The organism is Parashewanella sp. 2304DJ23-3 (genome assembly GCF_056591695.1).
Genome location: NZ_JBWQOH010000001.1, coordinates 19,098 through 41,010, shown reverse-complemented (window position 1 = coordinate 41,010; position 21,913 = coordinate 19,098). Strand labels below are relative to the sequence as shown.

General features: G+C 39.0%; 20 protein-coding genes. 4 read left to right on the top strand and 16 right to left on the bottom strand.

Annotated features, from left to right (window positions below):
• Position 1: 1 nt before the first annotated feature.
• The 8 genes from AC1EU2_RS00200 to AC1EU2_RS00165 form a co-directional block, all read right to left on the bottom strand.
• On the bottom strand, positions 2-1,561 hold the full coding sequence (locus tag AC1EU2_RS00200) for a SulP family inorganic anion transporter (RefSeq protein WP_480295980.1): 1,560 nt from the start codon (positions 1,559-1,561) through the stop codon (positions 2-4).
• Positions 1,562-1,683: 122 nt separating this feature from the next.
• Positions 1,684-5,247, bottom strand: a complete 3,564-nt coding sequence (locus AC1EU2_RS00195) for an ABC transporter permease/M1 family aminopeptidase (RefSeq protein ID WP_480295979.1) — start codon at positions 5,245-5,247, stop codon at positions 1,684-1,686.
• An 11-nt stretch (positions 5,248-5,258) separates the two neighbouring features.
• Positions 5,259-6,140: an ABC transporter ATP-binding protein gene (locus tag AC1EU2_RS00190; protein ID WP_480295978.1), complete on the bottom strand. Its 882-nt coding sequence runs from the start codon at positions 6,138-6,140 to the stop codon at positions 5,259-5,261.
• A gap of 158 nt (positions 6,141-6,298) precedes the next feature.
• A complete protein-coding gene (locus AC1EU2_RS00185; protein WP_480295977.1) occupies positions 6,299-6,925 on the bottom strand; it encodes a hypothetical protein in 627 nt (208 codons plus the stop codon).
• A 48-nt stretch (positions 6,926-6,973) separates the two neighbouring features.
• On the bottom strand, positions 6,974-7,141 hold the full coding sequence (locus tag AC1EU2_RS00180) for a hypothetical protein (RefSeq protein ID WP_480295976.1): 168 nt from the start codon (positions 7,139-7,141) through the stop codon (positions 6,974-6,976).
• A gap of 87 nt (positions 7,142-7,228) precedes the next feature.
• Positions 7,229-7,648 carry a secondary thiamine-phosphate synthase enzyme YjbQ gene (locus tag AC1EU2_RS00175; RefSeq protein ID WP_480295975.1) on the bottom strand — a complete coding sequence of 140 codons (420 nt, stop codon included), beginning with the start codon at positions 7,646-7,648 and terminating at the stop codon, positions 7,229-7,231.
• Between the two features lie 19 nt (positions 7,649-7,667).
• A complete protein-coding gene (locus AC1EU2_RS00170; protein ID WP_480297048.1) occupies positions 7,668-9,452 on the bottom strand; it encodes a DUF3413 domain-containing protein in 1,785 nt (594 codons plus the stop codon).
• A gap of 111 nt (positions 9,453-9,563) precedes the next feature.
• A complete protein-coding gene (locus AC1EU2_RS00165; protein WP_480295974.1) occupies positions 9,564-9,785 on the bottom strand; it encodes a YejL family protein in 222 nt (73 codons plus the stop codon).
• A 74-nt stretch (positions 9,786-9,859) separates the two neighbouring features.
• Between AC1EU2_RS00165 and yejK the strand changes: the two genes are divergently transcribed.
• Positions 9,860-10,888, top strand: coding sequence for a nucleoid-associated protein YejK (gene yejK, locus AC1EU2_RS00160; RefSeq protein WP_480295973.1), 1,029 nt, complete (start codon positions 9,860-9,862; stop codon positions 10,886-10,888).
• Positions 10,889-10,944: 56 nt separating this feature from the next.
• Here yejK and AC1EU2_RS00155 read toward each other — a convergent pair whose 3' ends face one another.
• Together AC1EU2_RS00155 and AC1EU2_RS00150 are read right to left on the bottom strand one after the other, a co-directional pair.
• Complete coding sequence (locus tag AC1EU2_RS00155) at positions 10,945-12,423, bottom strand: PhoPQ-activated protein PqaA family protein (RefSeq protein ID WP_480295972.1); 1,479 nt, start codon at positions 12,421-12,423, stop codon at positions 10,945-10,947.
• Positions 12,424-12,562: 139 nt separating this feature from the next.
• Positions 12,563-13,342 (bottom strand): hypothetical protein, encoded by a 780-nt coding sequence (locus tag AC1EU2_RS00150; RefSeq protein WP_480295971.1) that lies wholly within the window; start codon positions 13,340-13,342, stop codon positions 12,563-12,565.
• A 373-nt stretch (positions 13,343-13,715) separates the two neighbouring features.
• Here AC1EU2_RS00150 and cysB point away from each other — a divergent pair, with 373 nt between their 5' ends.
• Positions 13,716-14,690 (top strand): HTH-type transcriptional regulator CysB, encoded by a 975-nt coding sequence (gene cysB / locus AC1EU2_RS00145; protein WP_480295970.1) that lies wholly within the window; start codon positions 13,716-13,718, stop codon positions 14,688-14,690.
• 70 nt (positions 14,691-14,760) lie between these two features.
• On the opposite strand, the gene efp is transcribed toward cysB, so the two are convergent.
• The 6 genes from efp to AC1EU2_RS00115 form a co-directional block, all read right to left on the bottom strand.
• Positions 14,761-15,321, bottom strand: coding sequence for an elongation factor P (gene efp / locus AC1EU2_RS00140; protein ID WP_129946940.1), 561 nt, complete (start codon positions 15,319-15,321; stop codon positions 14,761-14,763).
• A gap of 265 nt (positions 15,322-15,586) precedes the next feature.
• Entirely contained in the window at positions 15,587-16,756 is a 1,170-nt protein-coding gene (gene earP / locus AC1EU2_RS00135; protein WP_480295969.1) for an elongation factor P maturation arginine rhamnosyltransferase EarP, read from the bottom strand.
• 219 nt (positions 16,757-16,975) lie between these two features.
• A complete protein-coding gene (gene fldA, locus AC1EU2_RS00130; RefSeq protein ID WP_129946938.1) occupies positions 16,976-17,500 on the bottom strand; it encodes a flavodoxin FldA in 525 nt (174 codons plus the stop codon).
• 66 nt (positions 17,501-17,566) lie between these two features.
• Positions 17,567-17,839 (bottom strand): LexA regulated protein, encoded by a 273-nt coding sequence (gene ybfE / locus AC1EU2_RS00125; RefSeq protein WP_480295968.1) that lies wholly within the window; start codon positions 17,837-17,839, stop codon positions 17,567-17,569.
• A gap of 2 nt (positions 17,840-17,841) precedes the next feature.
• A complete protein-coding gene (locus tag AC1EU2_RS00120) occupies positions 17,842-18,063 on the bottom strand; it encodes a DUF2788 domain-containing protein (RefSeq protein ID WP_480295967.1) in 222 nt (73 codons plus the stop codon).
• A gap of 151 nt (positions 18,064-18,214) precedes the next feature.
• On the bottom strand, positions 18,215-18,988 hold the full coding sequence (locus AC1EU2_RS00115) for an alpha/beta fold hydrolase (RefSeq protein ID WP_480295966.1): 774 nt from the start codon (positions 18,986-18,988) through the stop codon (positions 18,215-18,217).
• Between the two features lie 232 nt (positions 18,989-19,220).
• On the opposite strand from AC1EU2_RS00115, the gene seqA reads away from it, so the two are divergent.
• Together seqA and pgm are read left to right on the top strand one after the other, a co-directional pair.
• Positions 19,221-19,775, top strand: a complete 555-nt coding sequence (seqA, locus tag AC1EU2_RS00110; RefSeq protein ID WP_480295965.1) for a replication initiation negative regulator SeqA — start codon at positions 19,221-19,223, stop codon at positions 19,773-19,775.
• A gap of 15 nt (positions 19,776-19,790) precedes the next feature.
• A complete protein-coding gene (gene pgm / locus AC1EU2_RS00105; RefSeq protein WP_480295964.1) occupies positions 19,791-21,428 on the top strand; it encodes a phosphoglucomutase (alpha-D-glucose-1,6-bisphosphate-dependent) in 1,638 nt (545 codons plus the stop codon).
• The last annotated feature ends 485 nt before the right edge of the window (positions 21,429-21,913 follow it).

Below are 21,913 nucleotides of genomic sequence, written 5' to 3'. Positions count from 1 at the left end.
GTTATGAATCTAATTTATCATCTGCAATGTGGTAATGCGGATCTTCAATTAAGTTCACTTCAACCAAATCACCTGCTTTACTCAGCAATTGCTTACAATCGCCACTTAGGTGACGTAAGTGCAAACGCTTACCTTCATTCATATATCTTTCTGCCAATGTATCAATAGCATCAAGAGCTGAATGGTCAGCTACGCGAGAGTTTTGAAAGTCAACAATCACATCATCGGGATCATTCTTTGCATCAAATAACTCTAAAAAGTTAGATATTGAACCGAAGAATAATGGACCATTAAGACGATAAACCTTCCAACCGTTAGCATCAGTGTCTGTTTGTACATTGATGTGTTTGGCGTGTTCCCAAGCGAAAACCAGTGCAGAAACAATCACACCAACAAATACAGCAAAGGCTAAGTCAGTAAATACCGTAACTACTGTTACTAAGATGATGACGAAAGCATCGTGCATCGGTACTTTACGCATTACCTTAAAGCTAGCCCATTCGAAAGTGCCAAGTACAACCATGAACATCACACCAACCAATGCGGCTAATGGGATCATTTCAATAAAGGCTGCACCGAATAGGATGAATGCTAATAAGGCTAATGCTGCAGTGATACCTGATAATCGACCACGACCGCCAGAGTTAATGTTGATCATTGACTGACCAATCATCGCACAACCACCCATAGCACCGAAGAAACCACTGGTGATGTTGCCAATACCTTGGCCAACACATTCTTTGTTACCTTTACCACGGGTTTGGGTCATTTCATCAACAACAGTCAATGTCAGTAATGACTCAATCAAACCAACCGCTGCTAAAATTGCAGAGTAAGGCAGGATAACCATTAGTGTTTCCATATTAAATGGAACAGATGGAATAGAGAATGTTGGTAACGTCCCCGCAATGGTTGCATTCACATCACCACTCATTGAGCGAAGGAAGTCCAATACATTACGTGTATCTAAGTCCATACCAACCACAATAGCCGTTACCGTTAAGATGGCAGCAAGTGAAGATGGAATTGCAGTAGTCACTTTCGGTAAAAAGTGAATGATAAACATGGTTAATGCAACCAGTCCAAGCATGACCATAAGTTGATTTGCCGGTAGCCATTGCATAATGCCTGCTGCGTCAGGGACTTGGAATTGACCAAGCTGAGCAAGGAAAATCACAATCGCAAGACCGTTCACAAAACCTATCATTACAGGATAGGGAACAATACGAATGAATTTACCGAGTTTAAATACACCGGCCAGAACTTGAATAATACCTGCAAGCACAACGGCGGCAAACAAGTATTGAACACCATGCTGCGCTACGAGAGCAACCATTACAACAGCCATCGCGCCTGTTGCACCTGAAATCATACCCGGGCGGCCACCAATAACAGCGGTAACTAAACCCATGATGAAAGCCGCATATAAGCCAACCATTGGCTCTACACCCGCAACGAATGCAAAAGCAACGGCTTCAGGCACTAAAGCTAAGGCAACGGTAAGCCCCGATAAAATATCGGCTTTAGAGCTAGCAGTTTTGTGACGAATTAAGTCGAACATCTGACCTCTAATTAAAGTTAAATGTGATTAGGATGAAAAATTCAAAGCGGGGGATCTTAGCAGAAAAAGCGATAAAAAAGCAGCCAATTTAGGCTGCTTTTTATTAAAGTTTTAAGAAATGCTTAAAGCTTATAGATATTATCTTTAGAATCTCTGTCAACCAGCTTAACGAATGGATCGACACCTAAGAATTTAGGCTCAGAATCCGCTTTCACCTCAAAGCTCAGTTTATTTTCACCAGACTTAATGTGATGTTTCTCTAAAAGTAAAACTTGAGCATCATCAGTCAACTTTTCTGGGTCGTGGCTGAAGATACCAATATCAATGAGATTATTTAATTGTTCTTCGGTTTCTTCACCTTTTCCTGATGCTGATTTACGAGATGCAAACACCGTCATGTCCACTTGATAATTGCCATTGTCTAACTTAGCAATCTGAGCATCTTGTACTCGTAAATCGTAAATGGAGATTTCATTAAATGAATTGTCCACCAAACGTGCTTGCTCTTCGTTTAACCCAGTTTTGATATAGCTGACTAAGTCGAGCGTCGTCGGATACGGATCATTACGGTATTTATAACGCTCTAAGAAGGCTTTTAAGTTCGCATTTAAGCGTGCTTCACCTAATGCGTCTTTCAGCGCCATCATAATGACAGAACCTTTTTGATAGTGAATGTAGCTTTGGTTTTCACTACGCAGCAGTGGCATTTCTTTAATGCGCTCGTTAGAGCGACCACGCAAGTATCTATCCAGTTCATGCTTTATAAATTTACGCAGCATGTTCTTACCATACTTTTTCTCAAGTACCATTAACGCCGCATATTGAGAAAGTGACTCAGAAATCACAGCACTCCCTTGAACGTTAGCGGCGCCTACTTGATGTCCCCACCATTGGTGAGCGACTTCATGTGCTGTGACGTAATATACAGGGTCGATATTGTCAGGATCACGTAAGTCGGTGATGAAACCAATGCTTTCTGAGTATGGCACCGTATTAGCAAAACTTTGAGCAAATGAGCGGTAGGCTGGGAACTCCATAATACGCATTTGCTTATGTTGATAAGGCCCAAAGTTTTCAGAGAAATAGTCAATTGAATCTTTAACAGACTCAATCATGCGATCAACATTCCACGTATGGATAGGGTGATGGTACACCTCAATATTGATGCCTTTGTATTGCTCTTTTTTTACATCATATTTTGCAGAAATAAAGGCGTAGAAGTTAACCATTGGCTTATCCATTTTGTAATGGAAATAGTTACGACCTTCTTGTTGCCATTCTCTTTGCAAATATCCAGGTGCGAGCGCAATTTGGTTACCCGAAGTCGAAACCGTAGTTTCAAACTCAATGAAGTTACCATCAACGCCAAAGAAGTTTTGGTGATGGAAGTTTTCATCTTCAAGTTTGTTACTGCGAGCCTTTTCATCTAGACCACGTTTGGTACGTTCATGGCGGTCGAAAAGCTCGGCATTTTCGTTATAACCAAAACTCGGCAGTAAACTGGCGTTATTAATGAAGGTACCATTTTGAAGCACAGCATAATCAATACCGGATTCTTCAATACCGACTGTTTTACGAGTCAGTTGAATATTTCCTTGTATCGTTTCAGCGGGTTTAACAGGCTGACTAAAAGTCAACCATGCTGTGTCGTATTTTGACTCAAATTCACCTAAAGATGCATTTGGAATCGAAATCGCTAAATCTTCAACTTGTGTATGAGAAGGAAGGCTGACAAGGATTTTATCAATCGCTCGATCTGATCGATTCTGCCACGTGATATCAAAGTCTGCTTTTATCATTCTCTCTTCAGGGAAGATATTAACCTTTGCATTAACCTTAGCTGTGGTCAGTAGCGGCAATGATTGGTATTTTTTAAAATCTTTTTCGTAGTCAGCTTGCAAATCAAGGCGTTCATCACTGGTTTGATAATTGTTAACCACTTTGGTTTGATAATACAAAAAGCTACCGGTCGAGATAAACACAAGTAAACTTGCCGCAATGGTTGCTTTACCCGTAAAACCTATTTGATATCCAAGTGATTTAAAACGAGCTTTCAACGGTTGTTTAGGACCACGATGGTATAAACCAAAACCGATAACGAATAGGATGGTACTGAATGCGCCCCAATACAACATATACCAACTGTGTGATGCCAGACTGATCCCGTATTGGTTAAGATCTGAATACGAAGTGGTAGGCGATGCAGCAAAGTTATATAAGCTATGGCCTAAGCCCCAACTTGCCATAATAAATGTCGTTAAGAAGTAGGCGACAAAGAGTGCCATTCCCATGTATTTATTTGGCGATAAGACTTGAAGGAAGAACGCCATTACTGCGCTCATGATCAGCGGTAACAAATAGAAATAACTCAAACGAATCGCATATTGCGATAGCTCCAAATGTCCTTGACCTTTAAGCAACTGGAACAAAATGGTCGTGACCATTGAAATGACATAAAGTGATGCCATGACCATAGCAACAGCAAGTAACTTTGAAGTCCAAAAACTGATGTTTTTTACCGGTAAGCTGTCAATGATGTCGCCCATACCAGAAGTACGCTCACGCCATACAATTTCGCCACTGTAATAGATCAAGATAATGACCATCAGTAAACTTGTTGCACCCGTAATGTCATTGACCATTGCAGCAGTAAGCGGCCAATTTGAAGTACCATACCAACCAAAGTCGTCGAACATTGGCCCAACAAGGTTGAAGACTGTAAGCAAACCAAGCACAAGGAAAGGTGCACTAAAAATGACTTGTCGAACTTCAAACTTAACTCGAGTTAAAAACTGCGCCATGTTGTTCGGCGACGTCGAACGTGCAAGTTCAGTCAGTGGCTTTAACTCAGGTGTTTTTTCAACTTTGCCTGCTTTTTTATCTTTCTTTTTGCTCAGGGTTGGTTGTTTTGCAATACCTGATACAAAAAGAATGACGAGAGCTAATGCTAACCAAATTAAGCGATTTTGAAGCAGTAAACCTTCAATAGGTAACACTTGAGTGTTCTTTTCAGCAATTGTCCAATAACGAGTAATTTCAGCAAAAGTAAAGCGACCAAATGGGTCGAGCATGGCTGCCATTTCACGGTATTGAGGTTGGCTAAAAAACTCACCTGCGATGTTGTAGAGTACCAACATGGCGACGGCCGTAAGATATAAAGCCATTAATGAACGAAAACGGTTCGCCATTGCATAGAACATTATTGAGATCAGGAATAGACTTGGCACGGCAATAACAAAGAAAGGCTGTATGTAATAATACAGCTCAACTGGCCCTAAACGAGTTTGGTCAAGCCAAGGCATGAGCGTGCCAAGTAGTAAGCCTAGTGGAATAAACGCAAACGTCGTTAGCACCACAGCATAACTGCCGAGTAATCGCCCCAGTTGGTATGAAAGGGGATTTAAAGGTTTACTGTAGACTAACTCTTCCATTTGGTGCTGATGGTTACGAATTGCAGTGCTACCAACGAAGTTAACCACAGCAAACATAGCAATGAAAGTCATTACAGTGACGGCTAAAGCGACATTGTAAGCACTGTTTTTCATAACTTCGCCACCACCGCCAATAACAACATTATTAGATGCGACGGACAAGAAGCTCAGCAGGAAAAAAAGTGTAGCAACGACATAGAAAGAAGGTTGACGGATATAGTACCGCCATTCAAATTTTAAACTTGATAGAAACATGTCGTTCCCCCTTATGCCGCAGATGGATTGCGGTGGTTGTGTAAGGTAGAGAAATACAAATCTTCTAAATCAGCTTGTGCAGGAGTGAAGCCATCAGGGCACTGTGAGGCCAATACATTAATGATGGTTTTCCCTGCGAATAAGCGTTTTGAAATGACCGAAAGTTGAGACTCTAGTTCTTGTGCCTCTTGTTGGCTACACGTTTTAGTCCAGATTTGATCATTTAATGAATGAACAAGTTGTTGCGGATGACCTTCAAGTAAAATTTTGCCTGAGGCAAGCACTGCCATGTTTGAGCAGAGCTCAGAGACATCTTCTACGATATGCGTAGAAAGAATAATCACTTTTTCTTCGCCTAAGCTAACAAGTAAGTTATGGAAACGATTGCGCTCTTCAGGATCGAGTCCAGCAGTTGGTTCATCGACAATTAATAATTGTGGATCACCTAATAAAGCCTGGGCAATACCAAAGCGTTGACGCATTCCTCCAGAAAATCCACTGACAGCTTTGTTTTTATGCTGGAAAAGGTTGGTGTGAGCCAGTAAGTTTTCAACGACTTCCTTACGCTCTTTTTTGTTATTTAAGCCTTTAAGGATAGCTAAGTGATCTAATAAATCGAATGCGCTTATTCTTGGGTAGACATTAAAATCTTGCGGTAAATAGCCTAACGTTTTACGCAGAGATTGTGGGTCTGAGAGAACATCAATACCGGAAAAGTTGATTGAGCCAGCATCCGCATCTTGCAGTCCTGCTATCGTTCTCATTAATGATGACTTCCCGGCGCCGTTTGGTCCAAGTAAACCAAACATGCCTTTGTCGATATTAAGGTTTACGCCATCAAGCGCCTTAACCCCATTGTCGTAGGTTTTAGTTAGCCCTGTGATTTTAAGCATCTTAATAAATCCATATTGTTGTAAAAGTGTTAAATGCTATCAGTAACAGCCTATTTAATCATTTTTCAATATGTAATTATTTGTGAATTTTTTGTAATAGATAAAACATCCGAGTTATAAGTGAACTCGGATGTTTATTTTAGGGGGCTTGCAAAGAATTAATCGTCAAGAACATCGAAATGTACAATTTCTGTAAAATCATTTCGCTGGAAATTACCTGCACGATCATAAATTGTCATTTCACTCACACCCCAGGTTCCCGGAGCAGAACCCGCAGGAAGTATAATTGTACGGGTATATGTTTTCTCAGACGTTGGGAATAGAGCCCATGTGCCTTCATTATAAGCCCAATCATGATGCTCAACGCCTTGTGGATCTCTTAATTGCAATGAAGCAACGTTGTAACCTGAAATGTTATCACGCACTTTAAAGGTGATGCTTACTTCTGTTTCACCATTAGGTGCATCAGGATTTACTGGCGTTGCTGTCACTTGAATATCATTAAGATCAAGCTCTGGTGATTCAAGGTCGGGATTATTCGTCGTTAATGCAACTGACTGAGGTTGCTCATCAATAATAACATCTTCGTCTCTCAGACCATGCCCCGGATTGGTAAAATACACACCTTTAGTGTTCAATGCTTTATCTTTCATTTTTATGAAATTCATTGAATATGTCGAAGAAGGCATGTAATGCGGCATGATAAACTGAATTGAACAAGTTTCAGTTGAACGACTGCGCAATTTGTCTGGATTTATGACAAAGTAAGCAATGGTCTCAGCCATATCTTCGTTTGGGTTTTCTGAGTGAGCATATGCTGAAACAAATTCAGTTTACTTTGTGGTGAACCACTCACCATTTTCAAAATACCAACCACCAAGTTCAATCCATTGATCTTTTAATTCTTGAACAAAATGATTCGCCCATAAAAAGTGCGCTTTCTCATGGATAATTAGGCGGTGCACATGCGCTACAGTACTTGCCGTAAATGCTGTTTCCATAAACTCGATATAGGTTTCAGAAGGCCATGCAACTGTTGCAGCAGTTGGGTGGGTTGGGTGGGTTGGGTGTGGCGTACCAATAAATATTTATTCGCCTTGAATCGTTGCAATTAAGGTTCTTGAACCACCGTAATCTCTATGCTCGCCGAGGTAAATACCTTGCCATATTCCCGTGTTCAAACAGCCATTAGTTATTGGGACAGTAACACTATTACCCAATAAACTTGCTTTTAAGTGGGCAGGCATGTCGTCACTACCTTCATAGGTGTGTTTATAGTAAGGTTCGTTTTCTTTCACTGTGCGGTTAAAGTAACTTTCAAAATCTTGGCGAACAGTTGGGTCTGCATTTTCGTTAAGCGTGAGCGAAGCTGAAGTATGTTTGATAAATAAGTGCAGCATGCCCACTTTCAGGTTTTGAATTTCTGACAGGTGATTAACGACCTCATCAGTAATTAAATGAAAGCCTCGAGTTTTAGCTGATAATCGAATTTCAGTTTGATACCACATATTAATCTAGATTTAACCACTAATTGTTATAAAGACGGCGACCTTCACGCATGACTTGGATAAGCTCAGGAGCGCGTAGCTTTTTATGAAGACGGTTTTCGAAATTAATATCATAAATACGATACTTGCCATGTCTATCAATCACAGTAATTTCATTTTGTTGATAGATGGCAAATACACGTTGATCGCCAACATAAACCCAATCATTAGGGTTAGGTTTAAGCAAATTATGACCAGAACTATAATCAGTGTCTGGATTTGAGCAACCTAACACACCCTTCAATAGAGTTGGGGCAATATTGTAATGCGTAGTACGGTAGTTAAATTCTTGTTTGCCTTTACCTGGCCAATGTATCACGAGTGGCACTTCTACATTTTGAGGTGACAAAGAATCTTTGTAATCGTTATTAAGATCAAAAACAGCACCGTTTGCACCTGTAATAACTACGATCGTATTTTGGGAAATACTATAGATGAGGTTTTTAAGCTGTTTATCAACGTAGCTTGCTGATTGACGGTACTGATTAAACAACACCCGTTGTGCGGGTTTGTAGTTAGTAGGCGTCTTTACGGTTTTTATACCAAGATAGCCTACAGGTGTGTCATAAGTTTCCGTTGCATTTAAATTGACTAAAGCAAACCAAGGTTGAGGTTGCTTTGTTTTCCACGCTTTAAAGTTCTCAATAATACTGGCATCTGCGATGGCATTGTTATGATGTGGCTTAACCAAATATTTATCGAAATCTTTAAACATGGCGAGTGGCTCAACATCACGACTAAAGCTTTCTGAGTCAAACAGTCCTAACTTGTAACCCTGATGTTTAAATTCTTGCGTTAGCACAGGCGTTTTAAAAGCAAATAAGTCAGAGTCCATGTATGAGGTTTGAAGCGAGTATAAAACTGAAAACATACTGCTGTTATAACCGTTGCCACCAGAAAAGTGATGTTTGAAATCTAAGTTATTTTGCGCATATTGAGACAAAAATGGCATGGTCTCTATATTAAGCATATCTTTACGCAAACTGGTCACTGAGATGAAAAGCACATTTGGTTTCGTCTCAGCAGTGCACTGCATAGCAGCTTGTGGGTATTCAAGGGTTGTTTCGCTTCCGACTTTTGACAGTGAGCTTTGCCTTCTCTCTATCCCATGTCTTTCCATAAAGCTTTTAGCCGTCGCAGGATAAGACAGCGGATACGCCTCATCAAATCGAGTAATATCAATGACATTGGCAGCGTCAGCCCAAATATGAATTAAGTGACTTCCGATAAAGCACGTACCTAAAACCGCCAACACTTTTGGACCATTGTTGCGTTTTTGGATTTTATTAATTCGCTTCCACAGGTAATTGGCGAGTGTGAGCTCAATAACAAGGATGATAATCGGGGTAATAAAATACGAGTAACCGTGGAATAGTGCATTGAGGTCTGTCCATGCAAGGTCAACGGCAAAAGGGCTAAGGTGGATTCCGTAAACTTCAAAAATCTTGGTGTCATACAACAGGGTTGTCAAACCTATTGTTGCCACAACAGCGGCAAAACCTCTTAATATCCTAGAGTAGGGAAGCAGTAGGGTTGTCGGAAATAAACAGACTAAGTAAACAATAAAAGATAAAAAGCAAAACTGGCCGACGGTGTATAGAGTCAAATACCCCCAACCCGCAATGGATTCTGGTAAACCTAGCGCTAAAATGTATTTTGAGCCAATAAGAATAGCGAGTAAGCCATTATAAAAAGCAAACCAATGTCCCCAGTTGATTAAGTTTGATACTTTATCTCTTCCAAGTCGTTTTTTTGCTTCAAAGATATTATCTTGCATTATTAGCTCAAGTTTCTGCTTTTTAAGAAAAAAGATTAAGTGTGACTATCTTATACCTGTGATACTTCAAGATGCAACTTGCGCCATCACAGGTATCAATTATTTCTTAACTTTAGTCGATTGTTTAAGGGCAGTTGCAAATTGTTCAACAATGGCTTCTCTAGACTCTTCTGCAATTTTACTTTCAATAATATGCGTGATGCTGTTTCCTAGCACCATTAAGCTTAAGTCTATCGGCGCTTGGTGCTTGTCTAGCACAGCAAGAACTTCATTAATGATTGATTCGATTTGCTCGTTTTTGTATTTAGATTGTACAGCCATAAAAAAATGATTCACAAAGAATAGAATTAGCGGCATATAATACCGAAAATTTAAATGACTATCACTAACGCCTTATGACTATTTCAATTGACCAAGCCATTATTCACGAGATCACGCAAGCCGCAGAAGGTAAATTAACATGCCGGCTCCGTCCACAGCCTTTACTTAATGGCTCCGCAGTTGAAGTAATGCTTGAAGAACTTCATCAAACTTATACTAGTAAAGCAGGCAAAGGTTTTGGCTATTTTGGTGTGCCAGAAGAAGATGGTGAAGCCAGTACTGTGTTTTCAGACCAATTGACTCAATATCGTCAAGGCGAATTAGGTTTTGTTGAATTTACAAGCAAGGCAAGCCAGTTGTTGCAACAAGAGTTAGCCAAGTATGACTTTAGCCAGGGCGGTTTTTTGTTGATGGCAAGTTATACCAGTTTAACGAGTGAGTTTTTGTTCGTTGCATTGTTAAACGCTAAACAATCAATGACAGTACTCGATGACATGGAACTTTCACAGAATAATCATTTAGATTTAAATAATCTGCAGTTGGCTGCCAGAATAGATTTAACAGAGTTGCAAGCTGATCCTGAGTCTAAAAAATACATTTCATTTGTACGCGGTAGAGCAGGGCGTAAAGTGGCTGATTTTTTCTTAGACTTCATGGGCTGTGTCGAAGGTGTTAATACTAAAGTTCAAAATAAAAACTTAATGGTAGCGGTAGAAGATTTTGTATCCTCTAGTGAACTCACAAAAGATGAGAAACAAGACGTACGTGAAAAAGTTTTCAACTATTGCACTGAACAGTCTGATATTGGAGATGATATTGATCTGAAGTCGTTAGCTTCAGAGCTTGAAGAAGACGGTATGGACTCGTTTTATGACTTTGCGAATACTGGCGAATATGAACTTGATGAGTCTTTTCCTGCCGATAAAGCGACGCTACGTCAATTAAAGAAGTTTTCTGGTACGGGTGGTGGTGTAAGTTTAAGTTTTGACGGTAAGCATTTGGGCGAGCGTGTGATTTATGACCCAATTTCCGACACAATTATAATTAAAGGTGTGCCTGCTAACCTTAAAGAGCAGTTGGATAGACGCTTAAAAGGTGAGTAAATAATCACATTGAATTAAAAGGGCGTTTGCACGAATGTATAGACGCCCTCTAAAGGTTATTGTTGGTCAATAAATACCGGGGAGGTAAGGCTTAAAGAATGACCATGTGAGTCATGATAGTTAAACTCTAAAAACCTTGCTGTAAACCCTTTCTCTAATCCCGATTCCTTCAAAATAAACGTGCATTGATGCGTTTGCTGATTACATTTTCCGCCCTGAAAATCTGATTTTTGATATTTCACATCTGTGGTTTCGAATCTGAAATCTCGTTTGGTTGGGTTGTAGGCGTGCCACAGATTTACAGTGCCGTCGGGTATGAAGTCTGTCGTGATGACTTTCGTGTGGTTTGCATAGTTAGGCTGCCAGCTAAGATTTGGTAATTTTGCCTTATCTAAAAGTATTTGATAGAAATTGCCCACGAGCGAGCTTAAATCAGGTGACTTACTAATTGAATGAGTTTGATTTGGCTCTGTTCTGTACAAGTTATGTCCTGGGATAAACCTGATGTATTGCTGTAAAGAATCAGGTGGAAAGAACTCATCTGATGAAGCATTGATAATTAATTTAGGAATAGACAATCGTTCCCTAAACTTTGAAATCGCCATATAAGATGCTGGATCTTCAATTTTGAAGAGTTGGGTTGCTTCAGGGCTGCTCAATCGATCGGCTACACCTTGTTGTACATAATCATTAAATGCGTCAGGCCAAGCATTATAAGCTTTATAGATGTGCTGTAAATTATGTTGGGAGTTAAATATGTCAATGACCATAGGAATAATGGCGTTGACTCTTTTGTCCGCCAATGCGGTTAACCAAGTCGTCCAGCCTCGCTTGCTGGCACCTGAAACCACAAAGTGTGTTGGTTTAACGTATTTGTGGTTTTTTGACTCGGTTTGGATAAGGTTCATGGCGCTGACAGCAGCTTTTGCCATGGCGATATGTGCTGGCCAGTATTTACCATGAATTGGGTCATCCATAAATCTATTCCATGTATAAGCTATTACGCCGTCTTCTTTTCTAGGGACACCGTCATCAAATGAAATATATTGGTTAGGTACCTCATGTAAAACAGCAACAACAGAACCAAATCGAGTGGCAATATTACTCAGCATTTGTGTTTCATACGACAAAGGTTGCTGACTATTATCGATTGGATTCCCATTGTTATCGTAATTACTTCCTCCAGTTATATATAGGAAGCTCTGAGAGTTTTTTACTTGAGAAGGAACGATGAGTTCGAGTTGGTGATGCCAATACTGACCAGCGTTACTGATGTTTTTTGGGGGCCAAAATTGGCTAGTGAGATCGTAATGTAAAATCTTATAATTTGATTTTTTTATGGTTTTAACGAGATTCCAATGTTGGATGTTATTGGTATTTATATAACAAGCCAACACTTCATGTGGATGTTTGCTTAGAAATAAATCACTGCAATTTTGTGGTGCTGTTTCAGCAAAACTGCTAATGCTGAAACCTAATAGAAAGATAAAAAAAATTGATGGTGCTTTTTGAGTGAAAAAATGTTTTAGGCTCATGAAGATACCTTCGAAAAGAAAACTACTTATCGAGAGTACTCAATTTATCTGAATCTAAACTGACTCACAAAGGTGATTTAGATAGAAATTAAAAGATTGCCCAATGACGTTTATTGGGCAATTCGAGTGAGGTGAAATACTACCACTTTTTCTTTGGTTGAAATAACATATCTAAGTCGTCATTATCTTTTTTCTTGGATGGTGCTTTTATTTCTTCTTGTTCGCTTTGGCCATTAATTTCATCCAGCAATATTTTTGATTCTTCAAGCTTTTTAGAAACAAAGCGATCTTCTGGGTTCTTTATTTTAATGGCATTCAAGGTTGATAATGCTTTATGAAGTAACTGTTTTGCTGAGCCATATTGTTTCATATTCTTAGCCGACTTCGCACGAGTCAGCATGGCATCAACATTGATGCGTAATTGCATATTGTTGATTCGATTCTCTTCATTAGTAAAAATCGTAGGATCAATTTTTCCTTTAGTGTGTTCAGCTCGTAAAATCGCTTTTAGCTTTTTTAATAACTGTACAAGCATGATCAATTGCTTGTCATTATCAGGAATTTGAACTGTATCAATGCTTGGTGCTTTGCTGGACGAGTTTTGTAATTGCTCGATTTGACTGCCTAAATCAACCAGTCTTCTTTGGTAATCCTGTTGTTGTTGAGCACTACTGAAGCTAACTGCGACTTCGAGTGCTTCAGCGAGTCTTTTGTACAACACCAACACAACATCTTTTGAGCATGGGAAAAGCGCAACGTTATCTAAAACGCTTTCAGTCTCGTCAATTAACGAGCGTTGTTTTTGAAGCTGTAATCTGCGTTCAGAGTCAATTCTTTCTTTATGTTGTTGATAAATGTTAATGCCGATAATTAAAAGTAACAAAGCACTAATAACGATGAGCGCAATCGTGAAAACCATAATTTTTCCATTATTTTTAAACAACAGACCATATAGCTATACTATCGGCCGTTATTATTTAATTTTACAAAATCTTTCTAAGTCCGTGAAATAAAAATAACTATTCTACTTTCTTATATGCAAGCGACTCAAAAACGATGATCTGAAATTATGCGTTTCTGATTTTACGTCAATTTAACCTTGCAGTGCTAGTGTCGCTTTATTGTTTTAGTAAGAATTTATTGAAACCAAGCAACTTTTAACAAAGTTGACTGAAAACTTACTGCTTTATTACTTTTAGAAATAAATTATTGGATTAACTATAACCATTGATTATAGTTAATATCCATTTTATAAGATTTAACTCTTTGCGGTTGAACATAGAGGGGTACAAATGAAGCTGCAGCAACTACGATTTATTGCAGAAGTGGTAAACCACAATCTGAATGTATCTGCCACAGCAGAGAATCTGTATACATCGCAGCCAGGGATAAGCAAGCAAGTTAGAATGCTCGAGGATGAGCTAGGCATACAAATTTTCGGCCGAAGCGGCAAACATTTAACGCATGTAACACCTGCTGGTCAACAAGTGATCAACATTGCAAATGACATTTTAAGTAAAGTCGAAGGCATCAAAAAAGTTGCAGAGGAATATACTTTACCTGATCAAGGTGAACTCAATATTGCAACCACTGATACACAAGCTCGATATGCTTTGCCTGGTATTATTAAAGGCTTTATTAAACGTTATCCTAAAGTCAATTTGCATATGCACCAAGGTACGCCGACTCAAATTAGCGAGTTAGCGGCTCACGGTAATGCTGATTTTGCCATTGCTACTGAGGCAATGCATTTGTATTCAGATTTAGTCATGCTGCCTTGTTATTATTGGAATCGTTCTATCGTTGTACCTAAAGATCACCCATTAGCAAGTCTTTCTAGGGTAACGATAGAAGATTTAGCAAAACACCCACTCGTCACTTATGTTTTCGGTTTTGATCGTTCAAGTGCTATTGAGAAAGCATTTAATAAAGCCGAATTAGAGCCTAGAGTTGTATTTACTGCAACGAGCGCTGAAGTTTTGAAAACATATGTCCGTTTAGGTTTAGGGGTAGGAGTTATCGCCTCTATGGCAATGGATCCTGAATTAGATCAAGATTTAGTTGCTATCGATGCAAGCCATCTCTTTGAGAGTAGCACGACCAAGATTGGTTTCAGAAGAGGTAATTTCTTGCGTACTTATATGTATGACTTTATTGAGTACTTTGCGCCACATTTAACAAGAGATGTGGTTGAAAAAGCCGTAGCCCTTCGTGATCAACAACTGATTGATAATATGTTTGCGGGTAAAGATTTACCTGTTCGATAACCTTAGTACATCGATATACAAACTAAAAAGGAAGCTAATTAGCTTCCTTTTTTATACAACGCATCAGCAATTATACGCGTTTCTTGAATTCGCCTGTACGCGGGTCGATTTCAATAAAATCACCATTCTTAACGAATTCAGCAACAGTGATGGTAGCACCACCAGTAATCGTAGCAGGTTTCATCACTTTACCTGAAGTATCGCCACGAGCAGCTGGCTCAGTGTAGGTCACTTCACGAACTACTGTGTTTGGCAGTTCAACAGAAATTGCTTTACCTTCATAGAAAGTAACTTGGCAAACTTCTTCCATACCATCAACAATATAAGGTGTAGCTTCACCTAAATTCTCAGCTTCTACGTCGTATTGGTTATATTCTTCATCCATAAAAACGTACATTGGATCAGCGAAATAAGAATATGTGCAATCAAGACGATCTAGGATGATGTCCTCAACCTTATCTTCAGCTTTAAACGCAGTTTCAGTACCAGTACCTTGCAGTAAGTTCTTTAGTTTCATTTTAACTACAGCAGCACCACGACCTGAACGGTGAGTTTCAGTTTTAAGAACAACCATCGGGTGGTTGTCTACCATGATGACATTACCAATACGAATTTCCTGAGCGGTTTTCATTTATCTTTGTTCCTATTAAGTTCTTATTTCTTGGCGGACATTATAGCTAAACCAGCATAAAATGACAGTCTCAGAGCTACCTGTATAGGCAGAGTTTGATGCACATCGATGATGAAATGTTTAAACCTTTCAAATCGATGCAACAAAAAAGTTTGTCTATACAGAAACGCCTAATCGTCTGGTTTAAAATAGATTTATTCTAAGGCAATGATTTCATCAATTAATCTTGCCTTTACCTGTTCGTATTCCTGCTGAACTAAGAGTTTTATGTTGGCCTAGTCGTTCGGCTTTCGACAAACTCAACCAATCGAGTTGCTAAGTCTGAGCCATTTAATGCTGTTTTCGGCCATTGGTGAGCATGCTCTAAAAGCGCATTATGGTTTGCGATGAAAGTGGCCCATGATTCAATAATGCTTTTAGATTTGTCTAGGTTAAAATCTAGGTTCACCTGCTTTTGAATTTCAGCTAACTCTAGGGGTAAATGCTCACAATATCTTTTCAAAAAGGCATTCAGTTTATCGATATGAGCTTGATCGTCCTGCGGATATATATGCCAAATAAAAGGCTTTCTAGCCCACTGGGCTCGAAGGAAAGAGTCCTCGCCACGAATGATATTAATGTCTGATAACCATAATAATTCATCAAATCCTTCTTGATCAGTAAAAGGAGTGATAACCAAGGTTAAGCTACCAAACTGGTAACTTTTTCCAACAATAAGTGATTCTTTATCTAAAGCTAAAGCCGCAGAAGTTGAATTCATACTGCGTCCGTTTGGAACGAGTAAAATAGTCGACTTTTTTGATGTAACCAATGATTGCACTAATGTCTCTAAGGCTGGGGTTTCATAGCTAAAAACACTGATGATTTGTTGATCATGATACTGGATACCAAATGGAGCCAAAAATTTTTCTTTAACATCCACTGCTGAACGAAAAGTATCTTGAAGCTTAAACAAATCAGTCTCACAAATTAATCCGCCGCTTTTGTCACTGAAGCCAGGGAAAAAGAAAGATTTGTTGATGCCATTGTTTTGGAGTGATGGTAGGCCATGAACTTCATCAATCCAAGACTCAGCTGACAAATACTCTAAGTTGAGCCACACAGGAGCTTGCTTGCCACATTTCTCTAGTTTGTCTTTAACTGCATCAGGAAGTTCACAAGCAAAAGCTTCAATAATGGCTTCGCCAGCTAACCATGATGTTGGCGTTTTATTATTCCAGTGTATAACTTCAATATTATTGAATGTCTGGCGTTCAGCAGTGGGATCTAAGTTTGGAAGAATATGATGGAAACTATTTAGGTCGTCAACCCAAAGCTTAATGGGTTGTTGATGCTCGGAAGCTAACTGTTTTGCTAGACGCCATGTAACTCCAATATCGCCATAATTATCGATGACGGTACAGAATATATCCCAATGTTTGTGTTTTATCGTCATAAAGAGTATTTAAGTACCTGACCATAAATTTCTTAAGGTTTTGTCGTGCCCATATTCAGCACCCTACAGCGTTGCAACTCCTTGCCATCGCTACGGCTATGACTCGTCATTGCGCCTTGAATTACACCATATCTGAACACGATAATTATCAAAGAACTTATCTTCAGGTACTTAATAAAAAAGCGGCTCAAGGCCGCTTCGTGCTATTTGAAAATAATATTATGCTAATTCAGCTAAACACATTTCTTCGTGAATTTGTTTAACCCACTTATCAACGCGTTCTTCAGTAAGTTCAGGTTGACGGTCTTCATCAATGCCTAATCCGATAAAGTGGTTATCATCCGCCATACCTTTTGATGCTTCAAAATCGTAGCCATCAGTTGGCCAGTGACCAACAATGATTCCGCCACGTTCAGAAACGATATCGCCGACCATTCCCATAGCATCAAGGAAGTACTCTGCATAATCTTCTTGGTCACCACAACCAAAAATAGCGACAAGTTTATCTTCGAAATTGATTTGCTCAAGTTCAGGGAAGAAATCATCCCAATCACATTGCGCTTCACCATAGTACCAAGTTGGAATACCAAATAGCAGAAGATCAAAATCGGCAATTTCTTCTTTGGTGCTTTTAGCGATGTCTTTTACATCGACCATTTGCTTGCCTAATCTCTTTTGGATCATTTTGGCTACTGCTTCAGTGTTACCTGTATCACTGCCGAAAAATAAACCTACTGTTGCCATTTTCTTTCCTTTGTATAAAACGTTTTAACTATGCCTACGTTAGACCTTCGAACAACCTAAATTGTTTCAATCTTCAAGTTGAGCAATTAACATTGATTCTATCAGCTGTGCTCTGCTTAAATTTTCTTCTAACGCCTTTTCATTCAAAATATCGTACAATTCTTGCGATACTTTGAGCTCAATTCTTTTAAGGCCTTTTGCTTTGTCTCTGAGGATTTGATTCCTCTTATTTACCTTTAATTGCTGCGAGCGGGGTAGAGGGTTGCTTCGTGGTCTACCGCGACGCTTTTCATCTGCAAAGAGGTCAAATGTTGTTCTGTCTGCTTGTTCTTTTGCCATGGTTAACCAATCCCTGAGGACTCCCAGAAAAATTGGATTAACCCTTTTGAAATAAACCCGGCACAGCCAAGAAATAGCACCAGCCAGACAGTATAACGACCAAATTTAGGTACTTTGCCTTCTTTTAATACATCATGTATCGCCATGCCGATAAAAAAGAATATCGCTGCAAAAAAGAGGTTTAGCCCCAAGGTCTCAATTTGTTCCATGTACTGATTCAACATAAATCTCGAACTCTTGTTGTCTCACTGGTCACAAGTGAAATTGCTTTAATAAGCTGTTTTCACCCTACCTAAATGCATTTCCCAGTAACTTGAGTTGTTAAACTGAGCCTCATAAATAAATGAGGCGGGAATATACCATATAAGCTCAAGATTATGAATCGCTACTGACACTCTGTTCAATAAACTCTTTTACAATTCTGTTAAATACTGTTGGCTTTTGTGCATGCAACCAATGTCCTGTGCCTTGTATTGTTTTTGCAGAGGCATTTGGAAATTGAGAAATAATAATATTTCTGTGTTCTGAGGTTACATAATCAGAATCACCACCACGTAAAAAGAGACAAGGTCCTTGGTACTGTAGTTGGCTATAAGGCCAATCAATTAAATTATTGTAACTATTAAATAAACCGTCTAAATTCATTTTCCAGCTGAACCCGGTTTCAGTGCGCTGTAAGTTCTTCAATAAAAATTGTGACGTCGCATTATCAATATTTGAATTAACTAAATGTTGTAATGCTGCTCGTCTATCAGAGTTGCCTTTTAAAGGTAGACTTTGTAAAGCATTAAATACAGTATCATGCCTTCTCGTATACTTGGCAGGTGCAATATCCGCTGCAACGATACTTAAACATTTTTCTGGATGCTTCAATGAAAAAGCTAAAGCAACTTTTCCGCCCATAGAATGACCAACAATGTTTGCCTGCTCTATATTGCATTCATCCAGCACTTTAATAAGTTGCTCAATGATAACGTCAAAAGTCAGATCATTAATGTGTAAGCTTTGTCCATGATTTGGTAAATCAACTCTGATCACCTGGTGCTCTTGTTCTAATTCGTTACCCAGCGATTTAAGGTTATCGAGATTACCAAATAGCCCATGAAGCAATACGACAGGTGTTCCCTGTCCTGAAACAACATAATTCATAATTTTTGTGAAAATGATTCTTTTTTACAATTGTGCTTCATGAAGACTCATTATTACAAGTTTTACTCGAAAATAGCTGTGATTTAAATCAATGAATTAGAAAGTTCTAATGTAGTGCGTCACTAAAAATTGTGATAAATATGATCAAACTGAGATCGTACTGATGACGACTCACAATAAAATCGGTATCTTATATTGATAAGATTGAAATCATCGAAAGGAATTTAGATTCATGAAATATATTGAAGTAGACGAGGAACTGTACCGTTTTATTGCAGGTAAAACAGAACGAATTGGTGAAAGTGCTTCCGATATTTTACGCCGTCTACTGGGGTTAGCCGTTGAAGATAAAGAAAATAGCAAGCCTGAGTCTATTCATGAGCCAAGCCTTGAAGCTCAACGAACTGATGAAAAACCAAAAGAAACAAAGAAAAAAATAAAATCAGATTCTATTGAATTTACTCATTTATTTAATGATGAAGCCCTACAATCACAAAAAGGTGCAGTGGGCCGCTTTTTGTTTGTGCTTGGTTGTTTATATGAATCTACAGCCGAAAGTTTTGCTCAGGTTTTACAAGTTCAGGGCCGTGGGCGTCTGTATTTTGCAACCTCAAAAGAAGCACTGCTTGAAGCCAGTAAGTCGGCGAATCCAAAAGAAATTGGTACAAGCGGTTATTGGGTGACAACAAACAATAATACAGCTAAGAAACAGACCATTCTTAATGAGGTGCTTCAGCTACTTGGTTGTGAAGCAGAGTTAGCCGCTGAATTGTCAGCAAAGATTTAAACGCAGAGGTTAGTTGTGGCGTTACATGAAAGAGCAGGGCAGCCTGCACAACAAAAGGATTTGATTAACTTACCGAAGTTAATGACTCATTATTATCGTAGTATTCCTGACGTAAGTAATATTGAGCAACAAGTGAGTTTTGGTACTTCTGGTCATCGAGGAACCTCTTTAAAATCCAGCTTTAATCAAAACCATATCTTGGCGATTGTACAGGCGGTTGCAGATTATCGTAATCAAGCCGGTATCTCAGGTCCACTGTATTTAGGTATGGATACCCATGCGTTATCACATGCAGCATTTGTAACCTCTGTTGAAGTATTAGCAGCCAATAATGTGCATATTATTGCTCAGCAGGATGAGGGTTATACTCCTACGCCAGTGATTTCACATGCGATTGTTTCTTATAATAGAGTGAATAATGCATGTGCTGATGGTTTGATCATTACACCTTCGCATAACCCTCCTCAAGATGGTGGCATTAAATACAATCCTCCTCATGGTGGGCCAGCTGAAGGGGAAATTACCAGCTGGATTCAAAATCGTGCAAATGATTATTTAGCGAAGCAGCTTGAAGGTATAGCCAAAGTTAATTACGACATCGCAACTAAATTGAACAAAGTAGATTGGCAAGACCTAATCTCGCCATACGTAAACGATCTGCATAATGTGGTTGATTTAGAAGCGATTAAAAAAGCAAAAATGAAAATTGGCGTAGATCCTTTAGGCGGTTCTGGTATTCACTTTTGGCAACCGATTGCTGACAAATACGGTCTAGATATAACTTTGGTTAACGATAATGTCGATCCAAGTTTTGGTTTTATGACGCTAGATAAAGATGGCAAAATCCGAATGGATTGTTCGTCACCATCAGCGATGGCTGGCTTATTGAAGCACCAAGAAAACTTTGATATTTGTATAGGTAACGATCCTGATTATGATCGGCACGGTATTGTGTGTCCAAACTTTGGATTGATGAATCCAAATCATTATCTTGCTGTGGCCATTGATTACTTGCTTCAATATCGTCCAGATTGGAATGCTGATTTAGCCATTGGCAAAACACTGGTTTCAAGCGCAATCATAGACAGAATTTGCCAAAAGCACAGCCGTAAACTTATTGAAGTACCAGTTGGCTTTAAATGGTTTGTTGAGGGGCTTGCAGAGTCTACTATTGCCTTTGGCGGTGAAGAAAGTGCGGGTGCTGCGTTTTTGAGAACCGACGGGTCTACTTGGTGCACTGATAAGGACGGTTTTATTCTGGGTTTATTAGCTGCAGAAATCTATGCCGTTACTGGGCAATCTCCAGCTGAAAGATACGCAGAGCTTGAACAGGAGTTTGGTAATAGCTATTACCAGCGCATCGACAGTCCAATCAGCTTGAAGAAAAAACAAAAGTTCGCAAAGCTTACTAAAGAATCATTCAATGTTGATGAATTAGCCGGTGAGAAAATTGTTGATGTATTGACTCATGCCCCAGGTAATGGTGCTGCGATAGGCGGTGTTAAAATCGTTACTGAGAATGCATGGTTTGCAGCAAGACCTTCAGGCACTGAAGCATTATTTAAAATCTATGCAGAAAGCTTTAAGTCTGCTGAACACTTAAGCTGTGTTTTAAATGATGCAAAACAAATCATTTCAGACGCTTTAAGCTAAAGCAAGTACTCCTTCCTTTGATTGCTACAGCCTGTAGCAATCAAACTATCTTCTTAATAAAAGTTAATTTTATTCAATTAATCTTATTTTAAGTTTCATTGAAACGAGTTTAGCTTTAGACAAATATAGAAGAAACAAATTTCAATTTGGAAATGATTTGTCTTGAGTGTTTCTGATGAGCTCCCTATTCTAAAAGGTACTCAGCTTGCAGAGTTTGAGAGAGCTGCTGATGCTCGGTTTTGGGATGCAATTGAAAGAGATGAAGATCAAACTTTGACAATAGGGGAGACCCAATTCAATATTTCTGTAATAGATAAAGTTTTGTTTGTTACCCCGATAACGTTAGGACATTTTCACTATGGAAAGTCAACTTCATTAACAGAGATCTTTCCTTCTCAGAATAAATATACACATAATGACGTTGCTAATTTACTCTGCACTATAATCATTAATCCTAAATTGCCACTTTCATCATTAGCTTACTG

Excerpts from the sequence above, each read along its gene's own strand:
- AC1EU2_RS00200 (WP_480295980.1), bottom strand. The coding sequence starts at position 1,561 with ATGTTCGACTTAATTCGTCACAAAACTGCTAGCTCTAAAGCCGATATT.
- AC1EU2_RS00195 (WP_480295979.1), bottom strand. The coding sequence starts at position 5,247 with ATGTTTCTATCAAGTTTAAAATTTGAATGGCGGTACTATATCCGTCAA.
- AC1EU2_RS00190 (WP_480295978.1), bottom strand. The coding sequence starts at position 6,140 with ATGCTTAAAATCACAGGGCTAACTAAAACCTACGACAATGGGGTTAAG.
- AC1EU2_RS00185 (WP_480295977.1), bottom strand. The coding sequence starts at position 6,925 with ATGGCTGAGACCATTGCTTACTTTGTCATAAATCCAGACAAATTGCGC.
- AC1EU2_RS00180 (WP_480295976.1), bottom strand. The coding sequence starts at position 7,141 with ATGGAAACAGCATTTACGGCAAGTACTGTAGCGCATGTGCACCGCCTA.
- AC1EU2_RS00175 (WP_480295975.1), bottom strand. The coding sequence starts at position 7,648 with ATGTGGTATCAAACTGAAATTCGATTATCAGCTAAAACTCGAGGCTTT.
- AC1EU2_RS00165 (WP_480295974.1), bottom strand. The coding sequence starts at position 9,785 with ATGGCTGTACAATCTAAATACAAAAACGAGCAAATCGAATCAATCATT.
- yejK (WP_480295973.1), top strand. The coding sequence starts at position 9,860 with ATGACTATTTCAATTGACCAAGCCATTATTCACGAGATCACGCAAGCC.
- AC1EU2_RS00155 (WP_480295972.1), bottom strand. The coding sequence starts at position 12,423 with ATGAGCCTAAAACATTTTTTCACTCAAAAAGCACCATCAATTTTTTTT.
- AC1EU2_RS00150 (WP_480295971.1), bottom strand. The coding sequence starts at position 13,342 with ATGGTTTTCACGATTGCGCTCATCGTTATTAGTGCTTTGTTACTTTTA.
- cysB (WP_480295970.1), top strand. The coding sequence starts at position 13,716 with ATGAAGCTGCAGCAACTACGATTTATTGCAGAAGTGGTAAACCACAAT.
- efp (WP_129946940.1), bottom strand. The coding sequence starts at position 15,321 with ATGAAAACCGCTCAGGAAATTCGTATTGGTAATGTCATCATGGTAGAC.
- earP (WP_480295969.1), bottom strand. The coding sequence starts at position 16,756 with ATGACGATAAAACACAAACATTGGGATATATTCTGTACCGTCATCGAT.
- fldA (WP_129946938.1), bottom strand. The coding sequence starts at position 17,500 with ATGGCAACAGTAGGTTTATTTTTCGGCAGTGATACAGGTAACACTGAA.
- ybfE (WP_480295968.1), bottom strand. The coding sequence starts at position 17,839 with ATGGCAAAAGAACAAGCAGACAGAACAACATTTGACCTCTTTGCAGAT.
- AC1EU2_RS00120 (WP_480295967.1), bottom strand. The coding sequence starts at position 18,063 with ATGTTGAATCAGTACATGGAACAAATTGAGACCTTGGGGCTAAACCTC.
- AC1EU2_RS00115 (WP_480295966.1), bottom strand. The coding sequence starts at position 18,988 with ATGAATTATGTTGTTTCAGGACAGGGAACACCTGTCGTATTGCTTCAT.
- seqA (WP_480295965.1), top strand. The coding sequence starts at position 19,221 with ATGAAATATATTGAAGTAGACGAGGAACTGTACCGTTTTATTGCAGGT.